This is a genomic window from Burkholderia pyrrocinia (genome assembly GCF_018417535.1).
Taxonomy (GTDB): Bacteria; Pseudomonadota; Gammaproteobacteria; order Burkholderiales; family Burkholderiaceae; genus Burkholderia; species Burkholderia pyrrocinia_E.
Window position 1 is genome coordinate 3857996 of the sequence record NZ_CP070977.1, and the last position, 20122, is coordinate 3878117.

Here is a 20122-nt window from a genome sequence, read left to right on the forward strand (position 1 = left end):
CCGGCCGGGCAACGCTTCCGGTCAGTGGTTGCCTCCGGACGATCCGCCGTTGCCGTGACCGCCGCCGTTGCCGTTGCCAGTGCCGTTGCCATTGCCGTTGCCATTGCCGACCCCGTTGGCACCGCCATTGCCCGCGCCACCACTGCCGTTGCCATTGCCATTGCCGTTGCCGTTGCCGCCGCCATTGCCGTGGCCACCGTTGCCGCCGGCACCACTGCCGTTACCGCCACCGTTACCCGCGCCGCCATTGCCGTTGCCGCCGCCATTGCCGTGGCCACCGTTGCCGCCGGCACCACTGCCGCTACCACCACCGTTGCCCGCGCCGCCAGTGCCGTTGCCACCACCATTGCCGTGGCCACCGTTGCCGCCGGCACCACTGCCGTTACCGCCACCGTTACCTGCGCCGCCAGTGCCGTTGCCGCCGCCATTGCCGTGGCCACCGTTGCCGCCAGCACCACTGCCGTTACCACCGCCGTTACCTGCGCCGCCATTGCCGTGGCCACCGTTGCCGCCGGCACCACTGCCGTTACCACCGCCGTTACCCGCGCCGCCAGCGCCGTTGCCACCGCCACTGCCGTGGCCACCGTTGCCGCCGGCACCACTGCCGCTACCGCCACCGTTACCCGCGCCGCCAGCGCCGTTGCCACCGCCACTGCCGTGGCCACCGTTGCCGCCAGCACCACTGCCGCTACCGCCACCGTTACCCGCGCCGCCAGCGCCGTTGCCACCGCCACTGCCGTGGCCACCGTTGCCGCCAGCACCACTGCCGCTACCGCCACCGCTACCCGCGCCGCCAGTGCCGTTGCCACCGCCATTGCCGTGACCACCGTTGCCGTGGCCACCGCCGTCACCGTCGCCATGACTGCCGCCACCGTTGCCGTGGCCACCGCCGTCACCGTCGCCATGACTGCCGCCACCGTTGCCGTGGCCATTGCCATCACCGGCGCCGTTGCCGCCGCCATTGCCGTGGCCGCCACCGTCACCATCGCCATGGCCACCACCACCGTTGCCGTGACCACCGTCGTCACCACCGCCGTGACCGCCGCCGTCACCGCCGCCGTCACCGCCGCCGTCACCGCCGCCATGGCCACCATGTCCGCCATGGCCTCCGCTACCTGAGGTACCGCCACCCGAAGTGCCGCCACCCGAAGTGCCGCCACCCGAGGTACCGCCACCCGAGGTACCGCCACCCGAAGTGCCGCCACCCGAGGTACCGCCACCCGAAGTGCCGCCACCCGAGGTACCGCCACCCGAGGTACCGCCACCCGAGGTGCCGCCACCCGAAGTGCCGCCACCCGAGGTGCCGCCACCTGAAGTACCGCCACCTGAAGTACCGCCACCTGAAGTACCGCCACCCGAGGTGCCGCCACCCGAGGTGCCGCCACCCGAAGTACCGCCACCCGAAGTGCCACCACCCGAAGTGCCACCACCCGAAGTGCCACCACCCGAAGTGCCGCCACCCGAGGTACCGCCACCCGAAGTGCCGCCACCCGAAGTGCCGCCACCCGAAGTGCCGCCACCCGAAGTACCGCCACCCGAGGTGCTTCCACCCGAACCACCGTCGCCGGACGCATTTCCTCCGCGACCCGTACCGCTCGTACCGCCGGACGTTGCGCCTGTCGCTCCGCCGACACCAGCAGGTCCGACAGCGCCGTTCCCGTTATTTCCTCCGCTACCGCTACCGGGACTGCCGCCACTACCGCTCGCACCATGACCGCCACTTCCACCGCCGGCATAGACATGCGCCGCGCATGCAGCCGGATTGGCTGCACACGACGAAGCGTCCTCGACCAGCGTCATGACGGTGTCCGCGCTGGCAACCGCGTCGGGCGCGGAGTCAGGCGCGGTGTTCTGCGCGACTGCATACGAGCAGCAGCACGCAAACGCGGCTGCGGCGATCAAGGTCGCGCGATAGCACCGTCCCGCCGCGCGGAACGGCTGTTTCGTCTTAAGCATCATGGCCTCCCCATGCGCGCGATGCCTCGTTGCCGCGCGGCTATCTACGTGTGGTGCAGGGGGCCAGCAAAGATTCGTTGTCCTTTCGGCGGCCGATTACCTTCGTGCTGGCGCTTGAAGCCAGCCGCGAACGCGGATCGGCACGCGGGCCCGCCTTGCGAAGCCCTATCAGCGAGATTCGTGCCACCGGCCGCTTACGCCCGTGGCGCAAGGCGCGCGCATGCATGCGACGGCGCATGAGGCGTCGATGCGGGCGTTTTGTTTCCGAAATGAAACGTCTGAGCGATGCTCAGCGCGCCGGTGCGTCGGCCGCGCGCTGCCAGCGGTGGAACAGGATCGATGCGATCCAGCAGACGAGGAACAGCGCGACGATGCCGTAGCCGATCGAGCCGAAGCGTTCGCCGAGCGCATCGAGCGCATCGAGCGCGTCGCGCACGGGGCCCGTCAGCGACAGCTTGTCGGCGAGCAGGCCGGCCGCCTCGATCCCGCCGATCGCAAGCGCGACGGCCGCCGACACGAACGTGATGCTCGCGTTGTAGAGCAGTTTGCGCTGCGGATCGTCCATCGCCCAGCCGTACGCATGAATCATCAGCACGTTGTCGGTCGAGTCGATCAGCGTCATGCCGGCCGTGAACAAGGCGGGAAACAGCATGACGGTATAGACCGGCAACCCCTGGCTCGCCTGCGCGGCGGCAATCGCGAGCAGGCCGATTTCGGTTGCAGTATCGAAACCTAGCCCGAACAGCACGCCGACCGGATACATGTGCCAGCTCTTCGACACGAACCGGAACAGCGGGCGCAGCAGCCGCGACACGAGTCCGGCCGGGCGGTGCACATGCGCGGCGCCGTGCGCATGCTCCGGCGCGCCGCGATAGCGCCGCCATACGTCACGCAGGATCATCAGGTTCACACATGCGAGTACGAGCAGGAAGGTCGCCGACACCGCCGTTCCGATCGTGCCGCCGATCTCGCGGAACGCATCGAACCGGTCGCGCAGCGCGAACGCGGTCAGCGCGATGCCGAGCGTCGCGGCGATCACGATCGTCGAATGGCCGAGCGAGAAGAACAGCCCGACGCTTACCGGACGCTGGCCATCCTGCATCAGCTTGCGCGTCGCAACGTCGATTGCGGCGATGTGATCGGCGTCGACCGCATGACGCAGCCCGAGCCCGTACGCGATCGCCGCGGTGCCAAGCAGCAGCGGATGGTCGTGCAATACCGCGAGCGCCCACAGCCAGACGGCGACGTTCGCGGCGATCAGGCCGGCATAGAGGACCAGCAGGCGGCGCAGGGCAGGGGTGGGCGGCATCGGTGCGGTTCCATCTGACGAATCGCGATGCATTGTGGCATGCGCAAAAAACGCGTGGCGTACCGATCAAAAAGCCGCGAGCCGTGCGCATCGGACAAAAAAAGCCCGTCCGGACGAACCGGACGGGCCTTGCACGCGGCAGGGCGCAGTCGCCCGGCGCTTACTTCGTCTTCGCGCTGATCACGCCTTCCGATACGTTGGCCGGCGTTTCCGCGTAGTGCTTGAACTCCATCGTGTACGTCGCGCGGCCCTGCGTTGCCGAACGCAGCGACGTCGAATAGCCGAACATCTCCGCGAGCGGCACCTCGGCGCGCACGAGCTTGCCGCCGCCGCCCGCGATGTCCTCCATCCCCTGCACGATGCCGCGCCGGCTCGACAGGTCGCCCATCACGTTGCCCATGAAGTCCTCGGGCGTTTCGACCTCGACCGCCATCATCGGCTCGAGCAGCACGGGCTTCGCACGGCGCATCGCTTCCTTGAACGCCATCGAGCCGGCCATCCGGAACGCGTTTTCGTTCGAGTCGACGTCGTGGTACGAACCGAACGTCAGGTGCACCTTCACGTCGACGACCGGGTAGCCCGCGAGCACGCCGCTCTTCAGCGTTTCGGTGATGCCCTTGTCGACGGCCGGGATGAATTCGCGCGGAATCACGCCGCCCTTGATCTCGTCGAGGAACTCGTAGCCCTTGCCCGGGTTCGGCTCGAGCGTGATCACCGCATGGCCGTACTGGCCGCGGCCGCCCGACTGCTTGACGAACTTGCCCTCGACATCGGACGCCGTCGTGCGCACCGTCTCGCGATACGCGACCTGCGGCTTGCCGACCGTCGCTTCGACGCCGAATTCGCGCTTCATCCGGTCGACCAGGATTTCGAGGTGCAGCTCGCCCATCCCCGAAATGATCGTCTGGCCGGACTCTTCGTCGGTCTGCACGCGGAACGACGGGTCTTCCTGCGCGAGGCGGTTCAGCGCGAGGCCCATCTTTTCCTGGTCGGCCTTCGTCTTCGGCTCGACGGCCTGCGAGATCACCGGCTCCGGGAATTCCATCTTCTCGAGGATGATCGGCTTGGTCGGGTCGCACAGCGTGTCGCCGGTGGTCGCTTCCTTCAGGCCGACGGCCGCCGCGATGTCGCCTGCGCGCACTTCCTTGATTTCCTTGCGCTCGTTCGCATGCATCTGCAGGATCCGGCCGAGCCGTTCCTTCTTGTCCTTCGTCGCGTTGAGCACCGTGTCGCCGGATTCGACGACGCCCGAATACACACGGAAGAAGATCAACTGGCCGACGAACGGGTCGGTCATGATCTTGAACGCGAGCGCCGAGAACGGCTCGTCGTCGCTCGGATGACGTTCCGCCGGCTTTTCCGGATCGGCGAAGTCGTGGCCGAGGATCGCCGGCACGTCGACCGGCGACGGCAGGTAGTCGATCACCGCGTCGAGCATCGCCTGCACGCCCTTGTTCTTGAATGCGCTGCCGCACAGCATCGGCACGATCTCGTTCGCGATCGTGCGCTTGCGCAGCGCGCCCTTGATCTCGTCCTCGGTCAGCGACTCATGGTCGTGCAGATACTTCTCGAGCAGTTCCTCGCTCGCTTCCGCCGCGGCCTCGATCATCTTCTCGCGCCATTCGTGCGCGAGCTCGACGAGATTCGCGGGGATCTCCTCGTACGTGAACTTCACGCCCTGGCTTTCGTCGTCCCAGACGATCGCCTTCATCTTCACGAGATCGACGACACCCTGGAAATGATCTTCCGCGCCGACCGGAATCTGGATCGGCACGGCGATGCCCTTCAGGCGCTCGCCGATCTGCCGCTGCACGCGGAAGAAGTCGGCGCCGACGCGGTCCATCTTGTTGACGAACGCGATGCGCGGCACCTTGTACTTGTTCGCCTGGCGCCACACGGTTTCCGACTGCGGCTGCACGCCGCCGACCGAGTCGTAGACCATGCACGCGCCGTCGAGCACGCGCATCGAACGCTCGACCTCGATCGTGAAGTCGACGTGCCCGGGCGTGTCGATGATGTTGATCCGGTGTTCCGGATAGTTGCCGGCCATGCCCTTCCAGAAGGCCGTGGTCGCCGCCGACGTGATCGTGATGCCGCGTTCCTGCTCCTGCTCCATCCAGTCCATCGTGGCCGCGCCGTCGTGCACTTCACCGATCTTGTGGCTCACGCCGGTGTAAAACAGGATGCGCTCGGTCGTCGTGGTTTTGCCGGCATCGATGTGAGCGCTGATCCCGATATTGCGATAGCGCTCGATGGGGGTTTTGCGGGGCACGTGAACCTCCTGGTGGTTCGGATCGTAAGCGGGGCGGCTGGGCCGGCCCGGGCTGGAACAAGACAGACTTAAAGCATAGCGCTTGCGCGTGGCTTTTGCAGATGCGGCCGGCACCGGCGGAATCAAGGCGGGCGTCGCCGCCGGCAGGCGAAAAAAAAGCCGGCGCGCAACGGGCGGCCGGCTTCGGTCGGTGCGCGGCGCAAGGCCGCGGCGCTCGCCGTTACTGGGCCTTCGGCAGGCCGTCGAGCTTCATGCCGGGCTTGATGCCCTTCGCCGCGAACCAGCCCTTGCTCATTTCGAGCGCATAGACGCCGTTGTTGCGCGGGCAGTGGTTGTCGGTCGTCTCTGCCTTCATCTCGTCGATGTCGGTGATCGTGCCGTCCGCGCGGATGAACGCGATCGACAGCGGGATCAGCGTGTTCTTCATCCAGAAGCAATGCACGGCATTCTCGTTGAAGACGAACAGCATGCCTTCGTTCGGCGCGAGCTGCGAACGGTACATCAGCCCCTGTTCGCGGTCGGCGTCGTTCGCGGCGACAGCCGCGTCGATCACGTACATGCCGGCGCGCAGCTTCACGTGCGGGAACTCGCCCGGCTGCTTGGCGCCGGGCGGCATCTGCGCGCTGGCGGCCTGCATGCCGAGCGCGAGGACGGCGAGCGCGGCGGGAAACACGGCGGCGCGCGCAAGGCGGCCGAGCGACGAGCGCAGGGAGAATTGCACAGCAAGGCTCCTATCTGGAAAACGAGACCCGCATGGTACGCGATGCGCGCTGGCGGGCACAAAAAAGAAAAAGGCAGATCGCCTTGCGGTGACCTGCCTTTCAACGCCGTAAGAACGGCAGAACTGCGTGTTCTTGACTGCGTTATTACAACTAGCTTGCTTAGTTCGAAGCAGCTGCCGGGGCTTCGGCTTCGCTCGCTGCCTTCTTAGCAGCGTGGTGCTTCTTGGCAGCGTGGTGCTTCTTGTGCGTTGCCTTCTTCGCCGGTGCCGAAGCAGCTTCTGCCGGAGCAGCAGCAGCCGGAGCGGCCGGAGCCGAAGCTTGTGCGAAAGCAGCCGTTGCGAAGAGACCAGCGACCAGAGCGGCGATCAGTTTGTTCATGTTGTGTTCCTCAGCTTTAGTTAATTAACCAAATGACCCGGCATAGGAGTCATGACGTCTAACGGTGCCATCCACCTTTCGGTTGACAGACGCTCCGAGAAATTTCTCATTGCGCTGCGGGCGCCGAATCGTATTCGAAGAAAACGTCGCTTTCGTGACGCAAACACGGGTTCGGCTGCCAATGCCGGATAGCTCAGGGTGGCATCTGCGTGATTTAACGCGCGATCTTCGCAGGCGGTTGACGAAAAAGATGACGAAAAATTCGCGCGTCCCGAATCCGTCATCCGGCGGGCGCGAAACCGTCCCACGGCGCGCGTGGCGGTAGCGCGATTGTTTCGCCTGGCGCAATGCCGAGCGCGAATATGTCGAGCGCACCGATGCCGACGCGCACCAGACGCAACGTCGGGAAGCCGACGGCCGCCGTCATCCGGCGTACCTGCCGATTCTTGCCTTCGGTGATCGCGAGCTCGATCCACGTGGTCGGGATCGCTGCGCGGTAGCGGATCGGCGGATTGCGCGGCCACAGCGTGTCGGGCGGCTCGATGAACTCGGCGCGGCACGGGCGCGTCACGTAGTCGCCGAGATCGACGCCGCGTGCGAGCGCCTTCAGGTCGGCCGGGCCCGGCGCGCCCTCGACTTGCGCCCAGTAGCGCTTGACGAGCTTGTGGCGCGGCTCCGCGATGCGCGCCTGCAGCGCGCCGTCGTCGGTCAGCAGCAGCAGGCCCTCGCTGTCCGCGTCCAGCCGGCCGGCCGCATAGACACCGGGCGTTTTTACCCAGTCGCCGAGCGACGGTCGCGTCTCGTGCGCGGAAAACTGGCAAATCGTGCCGAACGGCTTGTTGAGGGCGATCAGGTTCATGGCAGGGCGCCCGCCCGGCGTGCCGCGGGAAGCGGGGCGGGCGGTCTATGGCAAATGGCGGAATCTTAATGCATAATACGGAACGGCAAGTCCTCTGTCTTATATAAGACATAAGTGAGGTCTTGATACGCAGTGCCGCGCTTCGTGCCGAAGTGCCCGGTTGGGGCGCTAGAATAGCGGCTCGCTGTTGCCGTCACGGGGTGGCCATGCCGCGCCCCCGCCGCGCGCGCAGCTTCGACCAGCATCACCTGCTCAGCCACGTCACTGGAGTCGATCATGCCGTATCAGCACATCAAGGTTCCGGAAGGCGGTGACAAGATCACCGTCAACAAGGACTTCTCGCTCAACGTTTCCGATCAGCCGATCATTCCCTATATCGAAGGCGACGGTACGGGCTTCGATATCACGCCGGTCATGATCAAGGTCGTCGACGCGGCGGTCGCGCATGCCTACAAGGGCAAGCGCAAGATCCACTGGATGGAGATTTTCGCGGGCGAGAAGGCGACGAAGGTGTACGGTCCGGACGTGTGGCTCCCGGACGAAACGCTGCAGGTGTTGAAGGAATACGTGGTGTCGATCAAGGGGCCGCTCACGACCCCGGTCGGTGGCGGCATCCGTTCGCTGAACGTCGCGCTGCGCCAGGAACTCGACCTGTACGTGTGCCTGCGCCCGGTCCAGTACTTCAAGGGCGTGCCGTCGCCGGTGCGCGAGCCGCAAAAGATCGACATGGTGATCTTCCGCGAGAACTCGGAAGACATCTACGCGGGCATCGAATGGGCCGCGGGCTCCGAGCAGGCGAAGAAGGTGATCAAGTTCCTGCAGGACGAGATGGGCGTGAAGAAGATCCGCTTCCCGGAAACCTCGGGGATCGGCGTCAAGCCCGTGTCGACCGAAGGCACCGAGCGTCTCGTGCGCAAGGCGATCCAGTACGCGATCGACAACGATCGCAAGTCGGTCACGCTGGTGCACAAGGGCAACATCATGAAGTTCACGGAAGGCCTGTTCCGTGACGCCGGCTACGCGCTGGCCCAGAAGGAATTCGGCGGCGAGCTGATCGACGGCGGCCCGTGGATGCGCGTGAAGAACCCGAAGACGGGCAACGAGATCGTGATCAAGGATTCGATCGCCGACGCGTTCCTGCAGCAGATCCTGCTGCGCCCGGCCGAATACGACGTGATCGCGACGCTGAACCTGAACGGCGACTACATCTCCGACGCACTGGCCGCGCAGGTCGGCGGCATCGGGATCGCGCCGGGCGCGAACCTGTCGGATTCGGTCGCGATGTTCGAGGCGACGCACGGCACCGCGCCGAAGTACGCGGGCAAGGATTACGTGAACCCCGGTTCCGAGATCCTGTCGGCGGAAATGATGCTGCGCCATCTCGGCTGGACGGAAGCGGCCGACACGATCATCGCCGCGATGGAGAAGTCGATCCTGCAGAAGCGCGTCACGTACGACTTCGCGCGTCTGATGGAAGGCGCGACGCAGGTGTCGTGCTCGGGCTTCGGCGAAGTGCTGATCGAGAATATGTAAGACCCCTTGCGGGGTGGGCCGGAGCGTTTCCGGCCGCCCCGGCGCCACCTGCCGGCGCCGGGGCGTTTCGTGGATGGCAGGTTTGGTTTGACAGGGCGGTCCGGCGTGCGGGCCGCGGCGCCGCGAAGCGGCCCGGAGGCCCTGCAAGGTAGAACATGACGGCCCTCGCAACACCATCGCCCGGCTGAACCCGGCGCCCCTTTCGCGACCGACCCGGTCGCTCCCCGCCGGTTATCCGCCGGCGCTCCTCAGTCCCACTTTCACGTAGCAACGCATTGACCATGTCCACTTCGCCCAAGATCATCTACACCCTCACCGACGAGGCGCCCGCGCTCGCGACCTATTCGCTGCTGCCGATCGTCAAGGCCTTCACGCGCTCGTCCGGCGTCGCCGTCGAAACGCGCGACATCTCGCTCGCCGGCCGCATCGTCGCGGCATTCGCAGACGTCCTGCCGCCGGAGCAGAAGGGTTCCGACGATCTGGCCGAGCTGGGCCAGCTCACGCTGAAGCCGGAAGCGAACATCATCAAGCTGCCGAACATCAGCGCGTCGGTGCCGCAGCTCAAGGCCGCGATCGCCGAACTGCAGGCGCAGGGCTACAAGCTGCCGGCCTATCCGGAAGATCCGTCGACGGACGAAGAGAAGGCCGTCAAGGCCCGCTACGACAAGATCAAGGGCAGCGCGGTGAACCCGGTGCTGCGCGAAGGCAACTCCGACCGCCGCGCGCCGCTGTCGGTCAAGAACTACGCACGCAAGCATCCGCACAAGATGGGCGCATGGCAGGCCACGTCGAAGGCGCACGTCGCGCACATGAGCGAAGGCGACTTCTACGGCAGCGAGAAGTCGGCGCTGATCGCCGATGCCGGCAGCGTGAAGATCGAACTCACGACGGCCGACGGCGCGAAGAAGGTCCTGAAGGAACAGACGGCCGTGAAGGCCGGTGAAGTCATCGACGCATCGGTGATGAGCCGCAACGCGCTGCGCAGCTTCATCGAAGCGCAGATCGCCGACGCGACGGCGCAGGACGTGCTGTTCTCGGTGCACCTGAAGGCGACCATGATGAAGGTCTCCGATCCGATCCTGTTCGGCCATTTCGTGTCGGTGTTCTACGGCGACGCGCTCGCGAAGCACGCGGACGTGCTCGCGCAGGCCGGCTTCAACCCGAACAACGGGATCGGCGACCTGTACGCGCGCCTGAAGGACCTGCCGGCCGACACGCGCGAAGCGATCGAAGCCGACATCAAGGCCGAATACGCCGTGCGCCCGCGCCTCGCGATGGTCAACTCGGACAAGGGCATCACGAACCTGCACGTGCCGAGCGACGTGATCGTCGACGCGTCGATGCCGGCGATGATCCGCGAATCGGGCTGCATGTGGGGCCCGGACGGCGCGCTGTACGACGCGAAGGCCGTGATTCCGGATCGCTGCTACGCGGGCGTCTACCAGGCCGTGATCGAGGACTGCAAGCAGCACGGCGCATTCGATCCGGTCACGATGGGCAGCGTGCCGAACGTCGGCCTGATGGCGCAGGCGGCCGAAGAATACGGTTCGCACGACAAGACGTTCCAGATCCCGGCGGACGGCGTCGTGCGCGTCACCGATGAAGCCGGCAACGTGCTGCTCGAGCACGCGGTCGAGTCGGGCGACATCTGGCGCATGTGCCAGACGAAGGACGCGCCGGTGCAGGACTGGGTCAAGCTCGCGGTGAACCGCGCCCGCGCGACCGGCGCACCGGCCGTGTTCTGGCTCGATCCGGCGCGCGCGCACGATGCGCAGATCATCGCGAAGGTCGAACGCTACCTGAAGGATCACGACACGAACGGCCTCGACATCCGCATCATGACGCCGGAAGACGCGACCCGCTTCTCGCTCGAGCGCATCCGCGCGGGCAAGGACACGATCTCGGTCACCGGCAACGTGCTGCGCGACTACCTGACCGACCTGTTCCCGATCATGGAACTCGGCACCAGCGCGAAGATGCTGTCGATCGTGCCGCTGATGGCCGGCGGCGGGATGTTCGAAACGGGTGCGGGCGGTTCCGCGCCGAAGCACGTGCAGCAGTTCGTCGAGGAAGGCTTCCTGCGCTGGGATTCGCTTGGCGAATTCCTCGCGCTGGCTGCATCGCTCGAACACCTCGGCCACGCGTACCAGAACCCGAAGGCAGTCGTGCTCGCAAAGACGCTCGACCAGGCGACCGGCAAGTTCCTGGACGAGAACAAGTCGCCGGCGCGCAAGGTCGGCGGCCTCGACAACCGCGGCAGCCACTTCTACCTGTGCCTGTACTGGGCGCAGGCACTCGCCGAGCAGACCGAGGACGCCGCGCTGAAGGCGCAGTTCGAAGGCGTGGCGAAGGCGCTGTCCGACAGCGAAGCGCGCATCCTGGAGGAACTGGCGGCTGCGCAGGGCAAGCCGCAGGCCATCGGCGGCTACTACCGTCCGGACGTCGACCTGACGAGCCGGGCGATGCGCCCGAGCGCGACGCTGAACGGCATCGTCGACGCGGTCGCCTGACGCCGGCCGCGCAATCGCGCGGGCCAATACGTGTGTCGGCGCGGCGGGTTCTACCGTCCGCCGCCCGATACAAAAGAAAAACGCCCCGGACGCCCGGGGCGTTTTTCGTTGCAGGCTTGCCATTCAGACGTGAACGATTTCCCACTCGGCGATTTCGTGCGGCACCTCGAGCGTCGCCGTGTCCATTTCGGACAGTTGCGGGCAGTCGCCGCGAGAGATGTGGTCGGCTGCCACTTCGGGGCACGAGAACGCGCCGAGCAGGGCGTTGCCGAACGTCGCTTCCCAGCCGCCGTTACCCGGCAGGATGTAGAACGACCCGAGCGCTGAACCAAAGCGAAATCCCTTCATTTCCGTTCTCCCTTTCTGATCACAAGCGATTCTGTTGTGCCGTCTGCCGGCTCGGCCGGCTGTGGCCCGACTGGCTGCCTGCGCCGGGTTCCGTATCGAACGTCGTGGCGAAGCGTCAGTGCATGGAACAAAGTCTACGTCCGTGGCCCGGTCGGATGGTGCGCGTAGAACAGCTTCTCGAAACAAAAAAATATCTTTTAAAAACAATGATATATTTCTTGCGTTTTGTATTGCGGAACGTTTTTTGGCATCGCGAAACGGGAAATTTGTGCCCTGCACCACGAATTTTTACAACGCAGGGACTTGTTCCGTATCGTGAAATATTCATGGTTTCGCGGGGGGATGACGCGACGATCGCCAATGCGGGGACGAACGGCAGGCGCCAAGCGGTCGTCCGGAGGCCGTCATCGGAGCGGATAAATGGCCGCGATCGTTGGCGAAGGGCAGCGCGTCACTGATCGGCGCTGCCGTCGACGCGTGTCGATTCCGGCGCGGTAGCGCCGCGCACTGCGGCGTATCGCCGCCCGACCGGCGGCGGCGCGTTTCGACAGGGGCCTGCAGTTATGATGACGCGGGCATCAGGTTTCGCGTCGCGCATCGGCATTCCAGCCGGCCGACGCGGGCGTCGCGGCTGCCGCGCGACGCAGCATGGATAACGAGGAACGATTGATGATACGGAGAACCTTCCTGTCGCGCGCTATCGGCTTCGCGGTCGCGTCGCTGTTCGCGCGCACCGCGTGGGCGCAGCATGCCGGTCATGTGGGCATGGCCGGCATGGATTCGATGGACGACATGCCCGGCATGTCGGGGATGTCGGGTCACGCGCAGCACGGCAAGCCCGCGCCGGCCGCGCTCGCGGCCGCCGACGCGTTGCCGGCCGGCGCACCGCTCGCGGCGTTGCGCACGCTCGCGAACGAAAGCCGCGAGCCCGGCACGTTCCGGGCCACGCTGGTGGCGCAGCCCGTTGCGCGGCCGATGCTGCACGGTGCGCGGCCGACCACCTTCTGGCAGTTTGGCGCGGGCACGCAAGGCCCCGTCGTCGGCCCGCTGATCGATGTGCGCGAGGGCGATACGGTCGAGATCAAGTTCGTGAACAGGCTGCCGCAGCCGTCGACGATCCATTGGCACGGCCTGCCCGTGCCGCCCGACCAGGACGGCAATCCGTCCGATCCCGTCGCGCCCGGCGCGTCGCGCGTGTACCGCTTCACGCTGCCGAAGGGCAGCGCCGGCACCTACTGGTACCACCCGCATCCGCACATGATGACGGCCGAGCAGGTGTTTCGCGGGCTGGCCGGCCCGTTCGTCGTGCGCGCAGCGGACGATCCGCTCGCCGGCTGGCCCGAGCGCAACCTGTTCGTGTCGGACCTGAAGCTTGCGCACGACGGCACGATTGCACCGAACGACATGATGGACTGGATGAACGGCCGTGAAGGTCAGTTCGTGCTGGTCAACGGCGCACGCCGGCCGCGGATCGACGTCGCCGGCGACGAACGCTGGCGCGTATGGAATGCGTGCAGCGCGCGTTACCTGCGCGTCGCGTTCGACGACGGCCGCGCGTTCGAGCACGCGGGCACCGACGGCGGGCTGTTCGACGTGCCGCGCCGCGTGACGTCGCTGCTGATTGCGCCGGGCGAGCGCGCGGAGTTGCTGGTGCGCGCGGGCGATCGCGCGTCGCGCGCGGTGCTGCAGGCGGCCGAATACGACCGCCGCAAGATGGCGATGTCGCACGACGACGGCCACGGCAGCCTGCCGCCCGATCCGGCGCTGGCGCTGGCCGATGTCGCGTTTGCACCCGCCGAGGCGCGCGCGCTGCCCGCCACGCTGCGCGCGGTACCGCCGCTGGGCGAACCGGTTGCGCACAAGACGGTCGCGTTCGGCGAGGAAATGGACATGGACGCGATGATGAAGGGTGCGGCGCACGGCCGCCCGGCGGGCATGCGCTTCACGATCAACGGCGAGACCTACGCGCAGCACCGCGCGACGCTGACGAGCCGCCGCGGCGACGTCGAGCGTTGGGAGATCCGCAATGCCACCGACATGGATCACCCGTTCCACCTGCACGGTACGCAGTTCCAGGTGATCGAGCGCGCGTCGGGCGGCTCGCGCACGAGCGAACCGTTCCGCGCATGGCGCGATACCGTGAACGTGCGCAGTGGTGAAACCGTGACGATTCTCGTCACGCAAGACATGCCCGGCGAGCGCATGTTTCATTGTCACATTCTCGAACACGAGGATCTCGGCATGATGGGCACGCTGAAGGTCGTGTAACGAAGTGGTGAATGTGTTTCACGTGCGGGATCGATATTCGATCTGCGTGCGTGACAAGACAATGCGTGTTCGATTAACGGGATTGAACGAAAAGGCCGGCCAATCGATTATCGATTGGCCGACCTGAAAAAAAGAAACCCGGCGCAATGCGCCGGGTTTCTTCGTCCGATATCCGATGCCTTTATGCGGCCTGGATGTTCGACGCTTGCTTGCCCTTCGGTCCTTGAACGACGTCAAAGCTCACCTTCTGGCCTTCCTTCAGCGTCTTGAAGCCATTCATGGTGATAGCCGAGAAGTGCGCAAACAGATCCTCACCGCCCTCGTCGGGAGTGATGAAACCGAAGCCCTTCGCGTCGTTGAACCACTTAACGATACCAGTTGCCATACCTACTTCCCCTGTCACACAGTCGCTGCTACTTACCACGAGCACGCTCGAAAAGCTAAACGACCGGAAACTGCAGCCGTTCCCCCCTCACAAGCTCACCTCGGCCTCTTTCATTTCGCCAACCGGCAATTTGAAAAAAGTGCCAGCTTGATTGTTGGCGCTCTTTATTGGAGTGTCAAGAGGAATTTTTAGACGTATAGAGGGCCGTTGTAAAGAACCCATTTTCAGGGTTTTTCCGGCTTTGCTTGGCTGCATGCGGCCAAGCGCGGGGACTTGAAAAGCCGCATAATCGGCTCATATACCAGGCTCGAGTGACACGCGTTCGAGTCGTCCCGGCTTGTGGGATACTGGATGCGGATACGACGTTCCGGTGCGATTCCCCCTGACGGTTCGTGTTCCGCGCCACGCGTGAAAGCCGGCACCGCAGCCGGCTTTCGTATGGCGCGAAGACGATCGCGTGTTCCGGGATACCGGGGAGGGCGCCGGCCGGTCGGTCGGGTAATGGCAGGATTGCGGGCCTGTCCGAGTTGTTTAGAATGGGTGTATGGCGATTATCCCGGACAAGCAGGACAGCACCGTCCTGGAACGCAAGCAGCAGAAGCTCAAGCCGCCTTCGATGTACAAGGTGGTGCTGCTGAACGACGACTTCACGCCGATGGAATTCGTCGTGATGGTGGTCCAGGAGTATTTCAAGAAGGATCGCGAGACGGCCACGCAGATCATGCTGAAGGTCCATCGCGAAGGGCGAGGAGTTTGTGGGGTCTATACGCGGGACATCGCGTCGACCAAGGTTGAGCAAGTCGTTACCCATGCGCGGCAGGCCGGGCATCCGCTGCAGTGCGTGATGGAGGAAGCATGATTGCCCAGGAATTGGAAGTCAGCCTGCACATGGCGTTCATGGAAGCACGTCAGGCGCGCCATGAGTTCATTACGGTCGAGCATCTGCTGCTGGCCCTGCTGGATAATCCGACCGCAGCCGAGGTGTTGCGCGCGTGCGCGGCAAACATCGAGGACCTGCGTCAGAACCTGCGCAATTTCATCCACGACAACACACCTACCGTCCCGGGCACCGACGATGTCGATACCCAGCCGACGCTCGGTTTCCAGCGCGTGATCCAGCGCGCGATCATGCACGTCCAGTCGACGTCGAACGGCAAGAAGGAAGTGACCGGCGCGAACGTGCTGGTTGCGATCTTCGGCGAGAAGGATTCGCACGCGGTGTACTACCTGCAGCAGCAGGGCGTCACGCGCCTCGACGTCGTGAACTTCATTTCGCACGGCATCGCGAAGACGAACAACGGCGAGGCCGCCAAGTCGACCGACGCGAACGCGGAAAGCGAGGACGCGAATGCGCAGAAGGAAACGCCGCTCGCGCAGTTCACGCAGAACCTGAACCAGATGGCGAAGGACGGCCGCATCGATCCGCTGATCGGGCGCGAGCCCGAAGTCGAGCGCGTCGTGCAGGTGCTGTGCCGCCGCCGCAAGAACAATCCGCTGCTCGTCGGCGAAGCCGGTGTCGGCAAGACCGCGATCGCGGAAGGGCTCGCCTATCGCATCACGCGCGGCGAAGTGCCGGACATCCTCGCGAATGCGCAGGTCTATTCGCTCGACATGGGCGCGCTGCTCGCAGGCACCAAGTATCGCGGCGATTTCGAGCAGCGCCTGAAGACGGTGCTGAAGGAGCTCAAGGAGCGTCCGCACGCGATCCTGTTCATCGACGAAATCCACACGCTGATCGGCGCGGGCGCCGCGTCGGGCGGCACGCTCGATGCGTCGAACCTGCTGAAGCCGGCGCTGTCGTCGGGCACGCTCAAGTGCATCGGCGCGACCACGTTCACCGAATATCGCGGCATCTTCGAGAAGGATGCGGCGCTGTCGCGGCGCTTCCAGAAGGTCGACGTGAGCGAGCCGACCGTCGAGCAGACGGTTGCGATCCTGCGCGGCCTGAAGTCGCGCTTCGAGGAGCATCACGGCGTCAAGTATTCGTCGGGTGCGCTGTCGGCCGCGGCCGAGCTGTCGGCGCGCTTCATCACCGACCGTCACCTGCCGGACAAGGCAATCGACGTGATCGACGAGGCGGGCGCAGCACAGCGCATCCTGCCGAAGTCGAAGCAGAAGAAGACGATCGGCAAGAGCGAGATCGAGGAAATCATCTCGAAGATCGCGCGCGTGCCGCCGCAAAGCGTGTCGCAGGACGACCGCAGCAAGCTGCAGACGCTCGACCGCGACCTGAAGAGCGTCGTGTTCGGCCAGGATCCGGCGATCGACGCGCTCGCGGCGTCGATCAAGATGGCGCGCGCGGGGCTCGGCAAGATGGACAAGCCGATCGGCGCGTTCCTGTTCTCCGGCCCGACGGGCGTCGGCAAGACCGAAGTGGCGCGCCAGCTTGCGTTCACGCTCGGCATCGAGCTGATCCGCTTCGACATGTCGGAATACATGGAGCGTCACGCGGTGAGCCGCCTGATCGGCGCGCCGCCGGGCTACGTCGGGTTCGACCAGGGCGGGCTGCTGACCGAAGCCGTCACGAAGAAGCCGCATTGCGTGCTGTTGCTCGACGAAATCGAGAAGGCGCATCCGGACATCTACAACGTGCTGCTGCAGGTGATGGACCACGGCACGCTGACGGACAACAACGGCCGCAAGGCGGATTTCCGCAACGTCATCATCATCATGACGACGAACGCGGGCGCCGAGTCGATGCAGAAGGCGACGATCGGCTTCACGACGCGCCGCGAAACGGGCGACGAGATGACCGACATCAAGCGCCTGTTCACGCCGGAGTTCCGCAACCGCCTGGATTCGATCATCAGCTTCCGCTCGCTCGATGAGGAAATCATCATGCGCGTGGTCGACAAGTTCCTGATCCAGCTCGAGGAACAGCTCCACGAGAAGAAGGTCGACGCGCTCTTTACCGACGCGTTGCGCAAGCATCTCGCGAAGCACGGCTTCGACCCGCTGATGGGCGCGCGGCCGATGCAGCGGCTGATCCAGGACACGATCCGTCGCGCGCTGGCCGACGAACTGCTGTTCGGCAAGCTCGTCAACGGTGGACACGTGACGGTCGACGTCGACGAAAACGACAAGGTGCAGTTGTCGTTCGACAAGCTGGCGAATCCGCCGCACAAGCCGAACGAAGAGACGGTCGAAGTCGAGTAAGCGATAATTCGTTGTTCATGCGAACGGCGCGGGAAGGTCTCCGCGCCGTTTCGTTTTATCCGGCGCCGGCGGCGCAATGGTGGTGCAGGGGAGTGGTAACGCAGTGACACAACAACAACAACGTTCGTTCGACAGCATCGTCGCGCGCGAACAAGGATTGCGCCACGCGCTGACGTCCGGGCAGATGGCGATGATCGCGATCGGCGGCGCGATCGGCACGGGGCTGTTCCTCGGCAGCGGGTTCGCGATCGGGCTCGCCGGCCCGAGCGTGCTGGTGTCGTATGCGATCGGCGCGTTGATCGCGCTGCTGCTGATGGGCGCGCTCGCGGAAATGACCGTCGCGCATCCGACGGCCGGCTCGTTCGGCGCGTATGCCGAACACTACGTCGGCCCGCTCGCGGGCTTTCTGGTGCGTTATGCGTACTGGTTCGCGGTCGTGTTCGCGATCGGCACCGAGATCAGCGCGATCGCCGTGTTCATGAAGTACTGGTTTCCGGGCGTGCCCGGCTGGTACTGGGTGATCGGCTTCTCCGCGCTGCTGATCGCCGTGAACCTCGCGAGCGTCACGCTGTACGGCTCGGTCGAATACGCGTTCTCGCTGCTGAAGATCGCGGCGATCGTCGTGTTCATTTTGCTCGGTGCGTATTTCGTGTGGTCGGCGCCGGCCGCATCGGGCATCGGCTTCGCGAACTACACCGCGCACGGCGGCTTCATGCCGAAGGGGCCGTGGGGCACCTGGGTCGCGGTGATCGTCGCGATCTTCAGCTACATGAGCATCGAGGCCGTCGCGATCGCGGCCGGCGAAGCGCGCGATCCGCAGCACGCGGTCACGCGCGCGTTCCGCTCGACGGTGTTCCGGCTCGTGCTGTTCTACCTGCTGACGCTGTCGCTGATGCTCTCGATCGTGCCGTGGACGCAGGCCGGCACCAACGAAAGCCCGTTCGTGAAAGTGATGGCCGCGACGCACGTGCCGTACGCGGCGGGCGTGATCAACTTTGTGTTGCTGATCGCGGCGCTGTCGGCGATGAACAGCCAGCTCTACGTGACCACACGGATGATGTTCAGCCTGTCGCGCGCACGGCTCGCGCCCGCGGTATTCGGCCGGCTCGGCACGAACGGTGTGCCGCGCGCGGCGCTGTGGATCTCGACGAGCGGCGTCGCGGTGGCGGCCGTGCTGGTCGCGCTGGCACCCGACACGGCGTTCACCGTGATGATGGCGATCGCGATGTTCGGCGCGCTGTTCACGTGGCTGATGATCTTTGTCACGCACCTGCGCTTTCGTTCGCGGTATCGCGGCCCCGCGCTCGCGTTCCGGATGTGGGGTCACCCGTTCGGCAGCCTGCTCGGCGCGGGGCTCGTCGCGGCGATCCTGTTCACGACCGCGTTTACGCGCGAATTCCGGATGACGATGGTGGTCGGTGTCGTGTTCGCCGTGCTGCTGACGCTCGCGTATGCGCTGCACTACCGGCACCGGCACGCACGCTGACGCGGCCAACCACGGTCGCGCTCGCCGGCCATCCCGATCCTCACGTTCGCTAAGGTTCCGTTAAGCCTGCGGCGACTAACATTCGATCCTGCCTGCAATGCGGGCCGGCACGCGCCGGCTTGCCGCTTTCCTGTAAAAAGGGGTTCGAATGAACAAACTTCCCGAAATCACGCTTGCGTTCTGGATCATGAAGATCTGCGCGACGACGCTCGGCGAAACCGGTGGCGACCTGCTGTCGATGACGCTGAACGTCGGCTACGCGGTGAGCTCGATCCTGCTGTTCGGTTTCTTCCTCGTGACGCTGGGCGCGCAGCTCAAGACGACGCGTTATCGCCCCACGATCTACTGGGCCGTGATCGTCGCGACGAGCACGGCCGGCACGACGATGTCCGACTTCATGGACCGTACGCTCGGCCTCGGCTATGCGGCCGGCTCGTCGATCCTCGTCGCGATCCTGCTGGCAATCTTCGCGGTCTGGCGACTCAGCGGCGAATCGCTGTCGGTCGACCTGATCCGCACGCGCAAGGTCGAGCTGCTGTACTGGATCGCGATCCTGTTCTCGAACACGCTCGGCACCGCGCTCGGCGACTTCCTCGCGGACAGTTCGGGGCTCGGCTTCGGCGGCGGCGCGCTGCTGATCGGCGGCCTGCTTGCGGTGATCGTGCTCGCGCACTATTTCACGCGGATTTCGGGCGTGTTCCTGTTCTGGGCCGCGTTCGTGCTCACGCGTCCGTTCGGCGCGACGGTCGGCGACCTGCTGACGAAGCCGGTTGCGAAGGGCGGGCTCGCGCTCGGTACGGTCGGCTCGTCGGCCGTGCTGCTCGGCGTGCTGGCCGCGCTGGTGATCTATGCAAGCATCGCGCAGGCCCGGCGACGCGAACTGGTGCCCGCGCGGATCGCGCAGCCGGTAAGCGAATGACGGCGAACGGAACAAGCAAAA

At 65.5% G+C, this 20122-nt stretch carries 15 protein-coding genes; 8 read left to right on the top strand and 7 right to left on the bottom strand.

What is annotated here, in order from left to right:
- Positions 1–54: 54 nt before the first annotated feature.
- Complete coding sequence (locus JYG32_RS39595) at positions 55–1119, top strand: hypothetical protein (RefSeq protein WP_213264264.1); 1065 nt, start codon at positions 55–57, stop codon at positions 1117–1119.
- A 1126-nt stretch (positions 1120–2245) separates the two neighbouring features.
- On the opposite strand, the gene JYG32_RS17930 is transcribed toward JYG32_RS39595, so the two are convergent.
- From JYG32_RS17930 to JYG32_RS17950, 5 genes are all read right to left on the bottom strand, one after another.
- Positions 2246–3265 carry a HoxN/HupN/NixA family nickel/cobalt transporter gene (locus JYG32_RS17930; protein ID WP_213264265.1) on the bottom strand — a complete coding sequence of 340 codons (1020 nt, stop codon included), beginning with the start codon at positions 3263–3265 and terminating at the stop codon, positions 2246–2248.
- Between the two features lie 160 nt (positions 3266–3425).
- Entirely contained in the window at positions 3426–5537 is a 2112-nt protein-coding gene (gene fusA / locus JYG32_RS17935) for an elongation factor G (RefSeq protein WP_174380052.1), read from the bottom strand.
- Positions 5538–5757: 220 nt separating this feature from the next.
- Positions 5758–6258, bottom strand: coding sequence for a DUF192 domain-containing protein (locus tag JYG32_RS17940; protein ID WP_213264266.1), 501 nt, complete (start codon positions 6256–6258; stop codon positions 5758–5760).
- A gap of 160 nt (positions 6259–6418) precedes the next feature.
- Positions 6419–6637: a hypothetical protein gene (locus JYG32_RS17945; RefSeq protein ID WP_072444916.1), complete on the bottom strand. Its 219-nt coding sequence runs from the start codon at positions 6635–6637 to the stop codon at positions 6419–6421.
- A 280-nt stretch (positions 6638–6917) separates the two neighbouring features.
- Positions 6918–7496 (bottom strand): pseudouridine synthase, encoded by a 579-nt coding sequence (locus JYG32_RS17950; RefSeq protein ID WP_089446272.1) that lies wholly within the window; start codon positions 7494–7496, stop codon positions 6918–6920.
- A 276-nt stretch (positions 7497–7772) separates the two neighbouring features.
- Here JYG32_RS17950 and icd point away from each other — a divergent pair, with 276 nt between their 5' ends.
- Both icd and JYG32_RS17960 read left to right on the top strand, forming a co-directional pair.
- Positions 7773–9029: an NADP-dependent isocitrate dehydrogenase gene (icd, locus tag JYG32_RS17955; RefSeq protein WP_006478026.1), complete on the top strand. Its 1257-nt coding sequence runs from the start codon at positions 7773–7775 to the stop codon at positions 9027–9029.
- A gap of 281 nt (positions 9030–9310) precedes the next feature.
- The gene (locus JYG32_RS17960; RefSeq protein ID WP_213264267.1) at positions 9311–11539 is read left to right on the top strand and encodes an NADP-dependent isocitrate dehydrogenase; all 2229 of its coding nucleotides are present in this window, start codon (positions 9311–9313) and stop codon (positions 11537–11539) included.
- A 123-nt stretch (positions 11540–11662) separates the two neighbouring features.
- Here JYG32_RS17960 and JYG32_RS17965 read toward each other — a convergent pair whose 3' ends face one another.
- Positions 11663–11887, bottom strand: a complete 225-nt coding sequence (locus JYG32_RS17965; protein WP_047898835.1) for a hypothetical protein — start codon at positions 11885–11887, stop codon at positions 11663–11665.
- A gap of 669 nt (positions 11888–12556) precedes the next feature.
- Between JYG32_RS17965 and JYG32_RS17970 the strand changes: the two genes are divergently transcribed.
- Positions 12557–14155 (top strand): multicopper oxidase family protein, encoded by a 1599-nt coding sequence (locus tag JYG32_RS17970; protein ID WP_213264268.1) that lies wholly within the window; start codon positions 12557–12559, stop codon positions 14153–14155.
- A 181-nt stretch (positions 14156–14336) separates the two neighbouring features.
- Here JYG32_RS17970 and JYG32_RS17975 read toward each other — a convergent pair whose 3' ends face one another.
- On the bottom strand, positions 14337–14540 hold the full coding sequence (locus JYG32_RS17975; protein WP_006478030.1) for a cold-shock protein: 204 nt from the start codon (positions 14538–14540) through the stop codon (positions 14337–14339).
- Positions 14541–15084: 544 nt separating this feature from the next.
- Here JYG32_RS17975 and clpS point away from each other — a divergent pair.
- The 4 genes from clpS to JYG32_RS17995 all read left to right on the top strand — a co-directional run bounded on the left by clpS (position 15085) and on the right by JYG32_RS17995 (position 20101).
- Positions 15085–15399: an ATP-dependent Clp protease adapter ClpS gene (gene clpS, locus JYG32_RS17980; protein ID WP_006398529.1), complete on the top strand. Its 315-nt coding sequence runs from the start codon at positions 15085–15087 to the stop codon at positions 15397–15399.
- Positions 15396–17696, top strand: a complete 2301-nt coding sequence (clpA, locus tag JYG32_RS17985; protein ID WP_174380056.1) for an ATP-dependent Clp protease ATP-binding subunit ClpA — start codon at positions 15396–15398, stop codon at positions 17694–17696. Before clpS ends, clpA begins: the two co-directional genes overlap by 4 nt.
- Before the next feature lie 103 nt (positions 17697–17799).
- A complete protein-coding gene (locus tag JYG32_RS17990; protein ID WP_433960834.1) occupies positions 17800–19182 on the top strand; it encodes an amino acid permease in 1383 nt (460 codons plus the stop codon).
- A gap of 148 nt (positions 19183–19330) precedes the next feature.
- Positions 19331–20101, top strand: coding sequence for a COG4705 family protein (locus tag JYG32_RS17995; protein ID WP_174380058.1), 771 nt, complete (start codon positions 19331–19333; stop codon positions 20099–20101).
- Positions 20102–20122 lie beyond the last annotated feature (21 nt).

Excerpts from the sequence above, each read along its gene's own strand:
- JYG32_RS17930 (WP_213264265.1), bottom strand. The coding sequence starts at position 3,265 with ATGCCGCCCACCCCTGCCCTGCGCCGCCTGCTGGTCCTCTATGCCGGC.
- JYG32_RS17945 (WP_072444916.1), bottom strand. The coding sequence starts at position 6,637 with ATGAACAAACTGATCGCCGCTCTGGTCGCTGGTCTCTTCGCAACGGCT.
- JYG32_RS17950 (WP_089446272.1), bottom strand. The coding sequence starts at position 7,496 with ATGAACCTGATCGCCCTCAACAAGCCGTTCGGCACGATTTGCCAGTTT.
- icd (WP_006478026.1), top strand. The coding sequence starts at position 7,773 with ATGCCGTATCAGCACATCAAGGTTCCGGAAGGCGGTGACAAGATCACC.
- JYG32_RS17960 (WP_213264267.1), top strand. The coding sequence starts at position 9,311 with ATGTCCACTTCGCCCAAGATCATCTACACCCTCACCGACGAGGCGCCC.
- JYG32_RS17965 (WP_047898835.1), bottom strand. The coding sequence starts at position 11,887 with ATGAAGGGATTTCGCTTTGGTTCAGCGCTCGGGTCGTTCTACATCCTG.
- JYG32_RS17970 (WP_213264268.1), top strand. The coding sequence starts at position 12,557 with ATGATACGGAGAACCTTCCTGTCGCGCGCTATCGGCTTCGCGGTCGCG.
- JYG32_RS17975 (WP_006478030.1), bottom strand. The coding sequence starts at position 14,540 with ATGGCAACTGGTATCGTTAAGTGGTTCAACGACGCGAAGGGCTTCGGT.
- clpS (WP_006398529.1), top strand. The coding sequence starts at position 15,085 with ATGGCGATTATCCCGGACAAGCAGGACAGCACCGTCCTGGAACGCAAG.
- clpA (WP_174380056.1), top strand. The coding sequence starts at position 15,396 with ATGATTGCCCAGGAATTGGAAGTCAGCCTGCACATGGCGTTCATGGAA.
- JYG32_RS17995 (WP_174380058.1), top strand. The coding sequence starts at position 19,331 with ATGAACAAACTTCCCGAAATCACGCTTGCGTTCTGGATCATGAAGATC.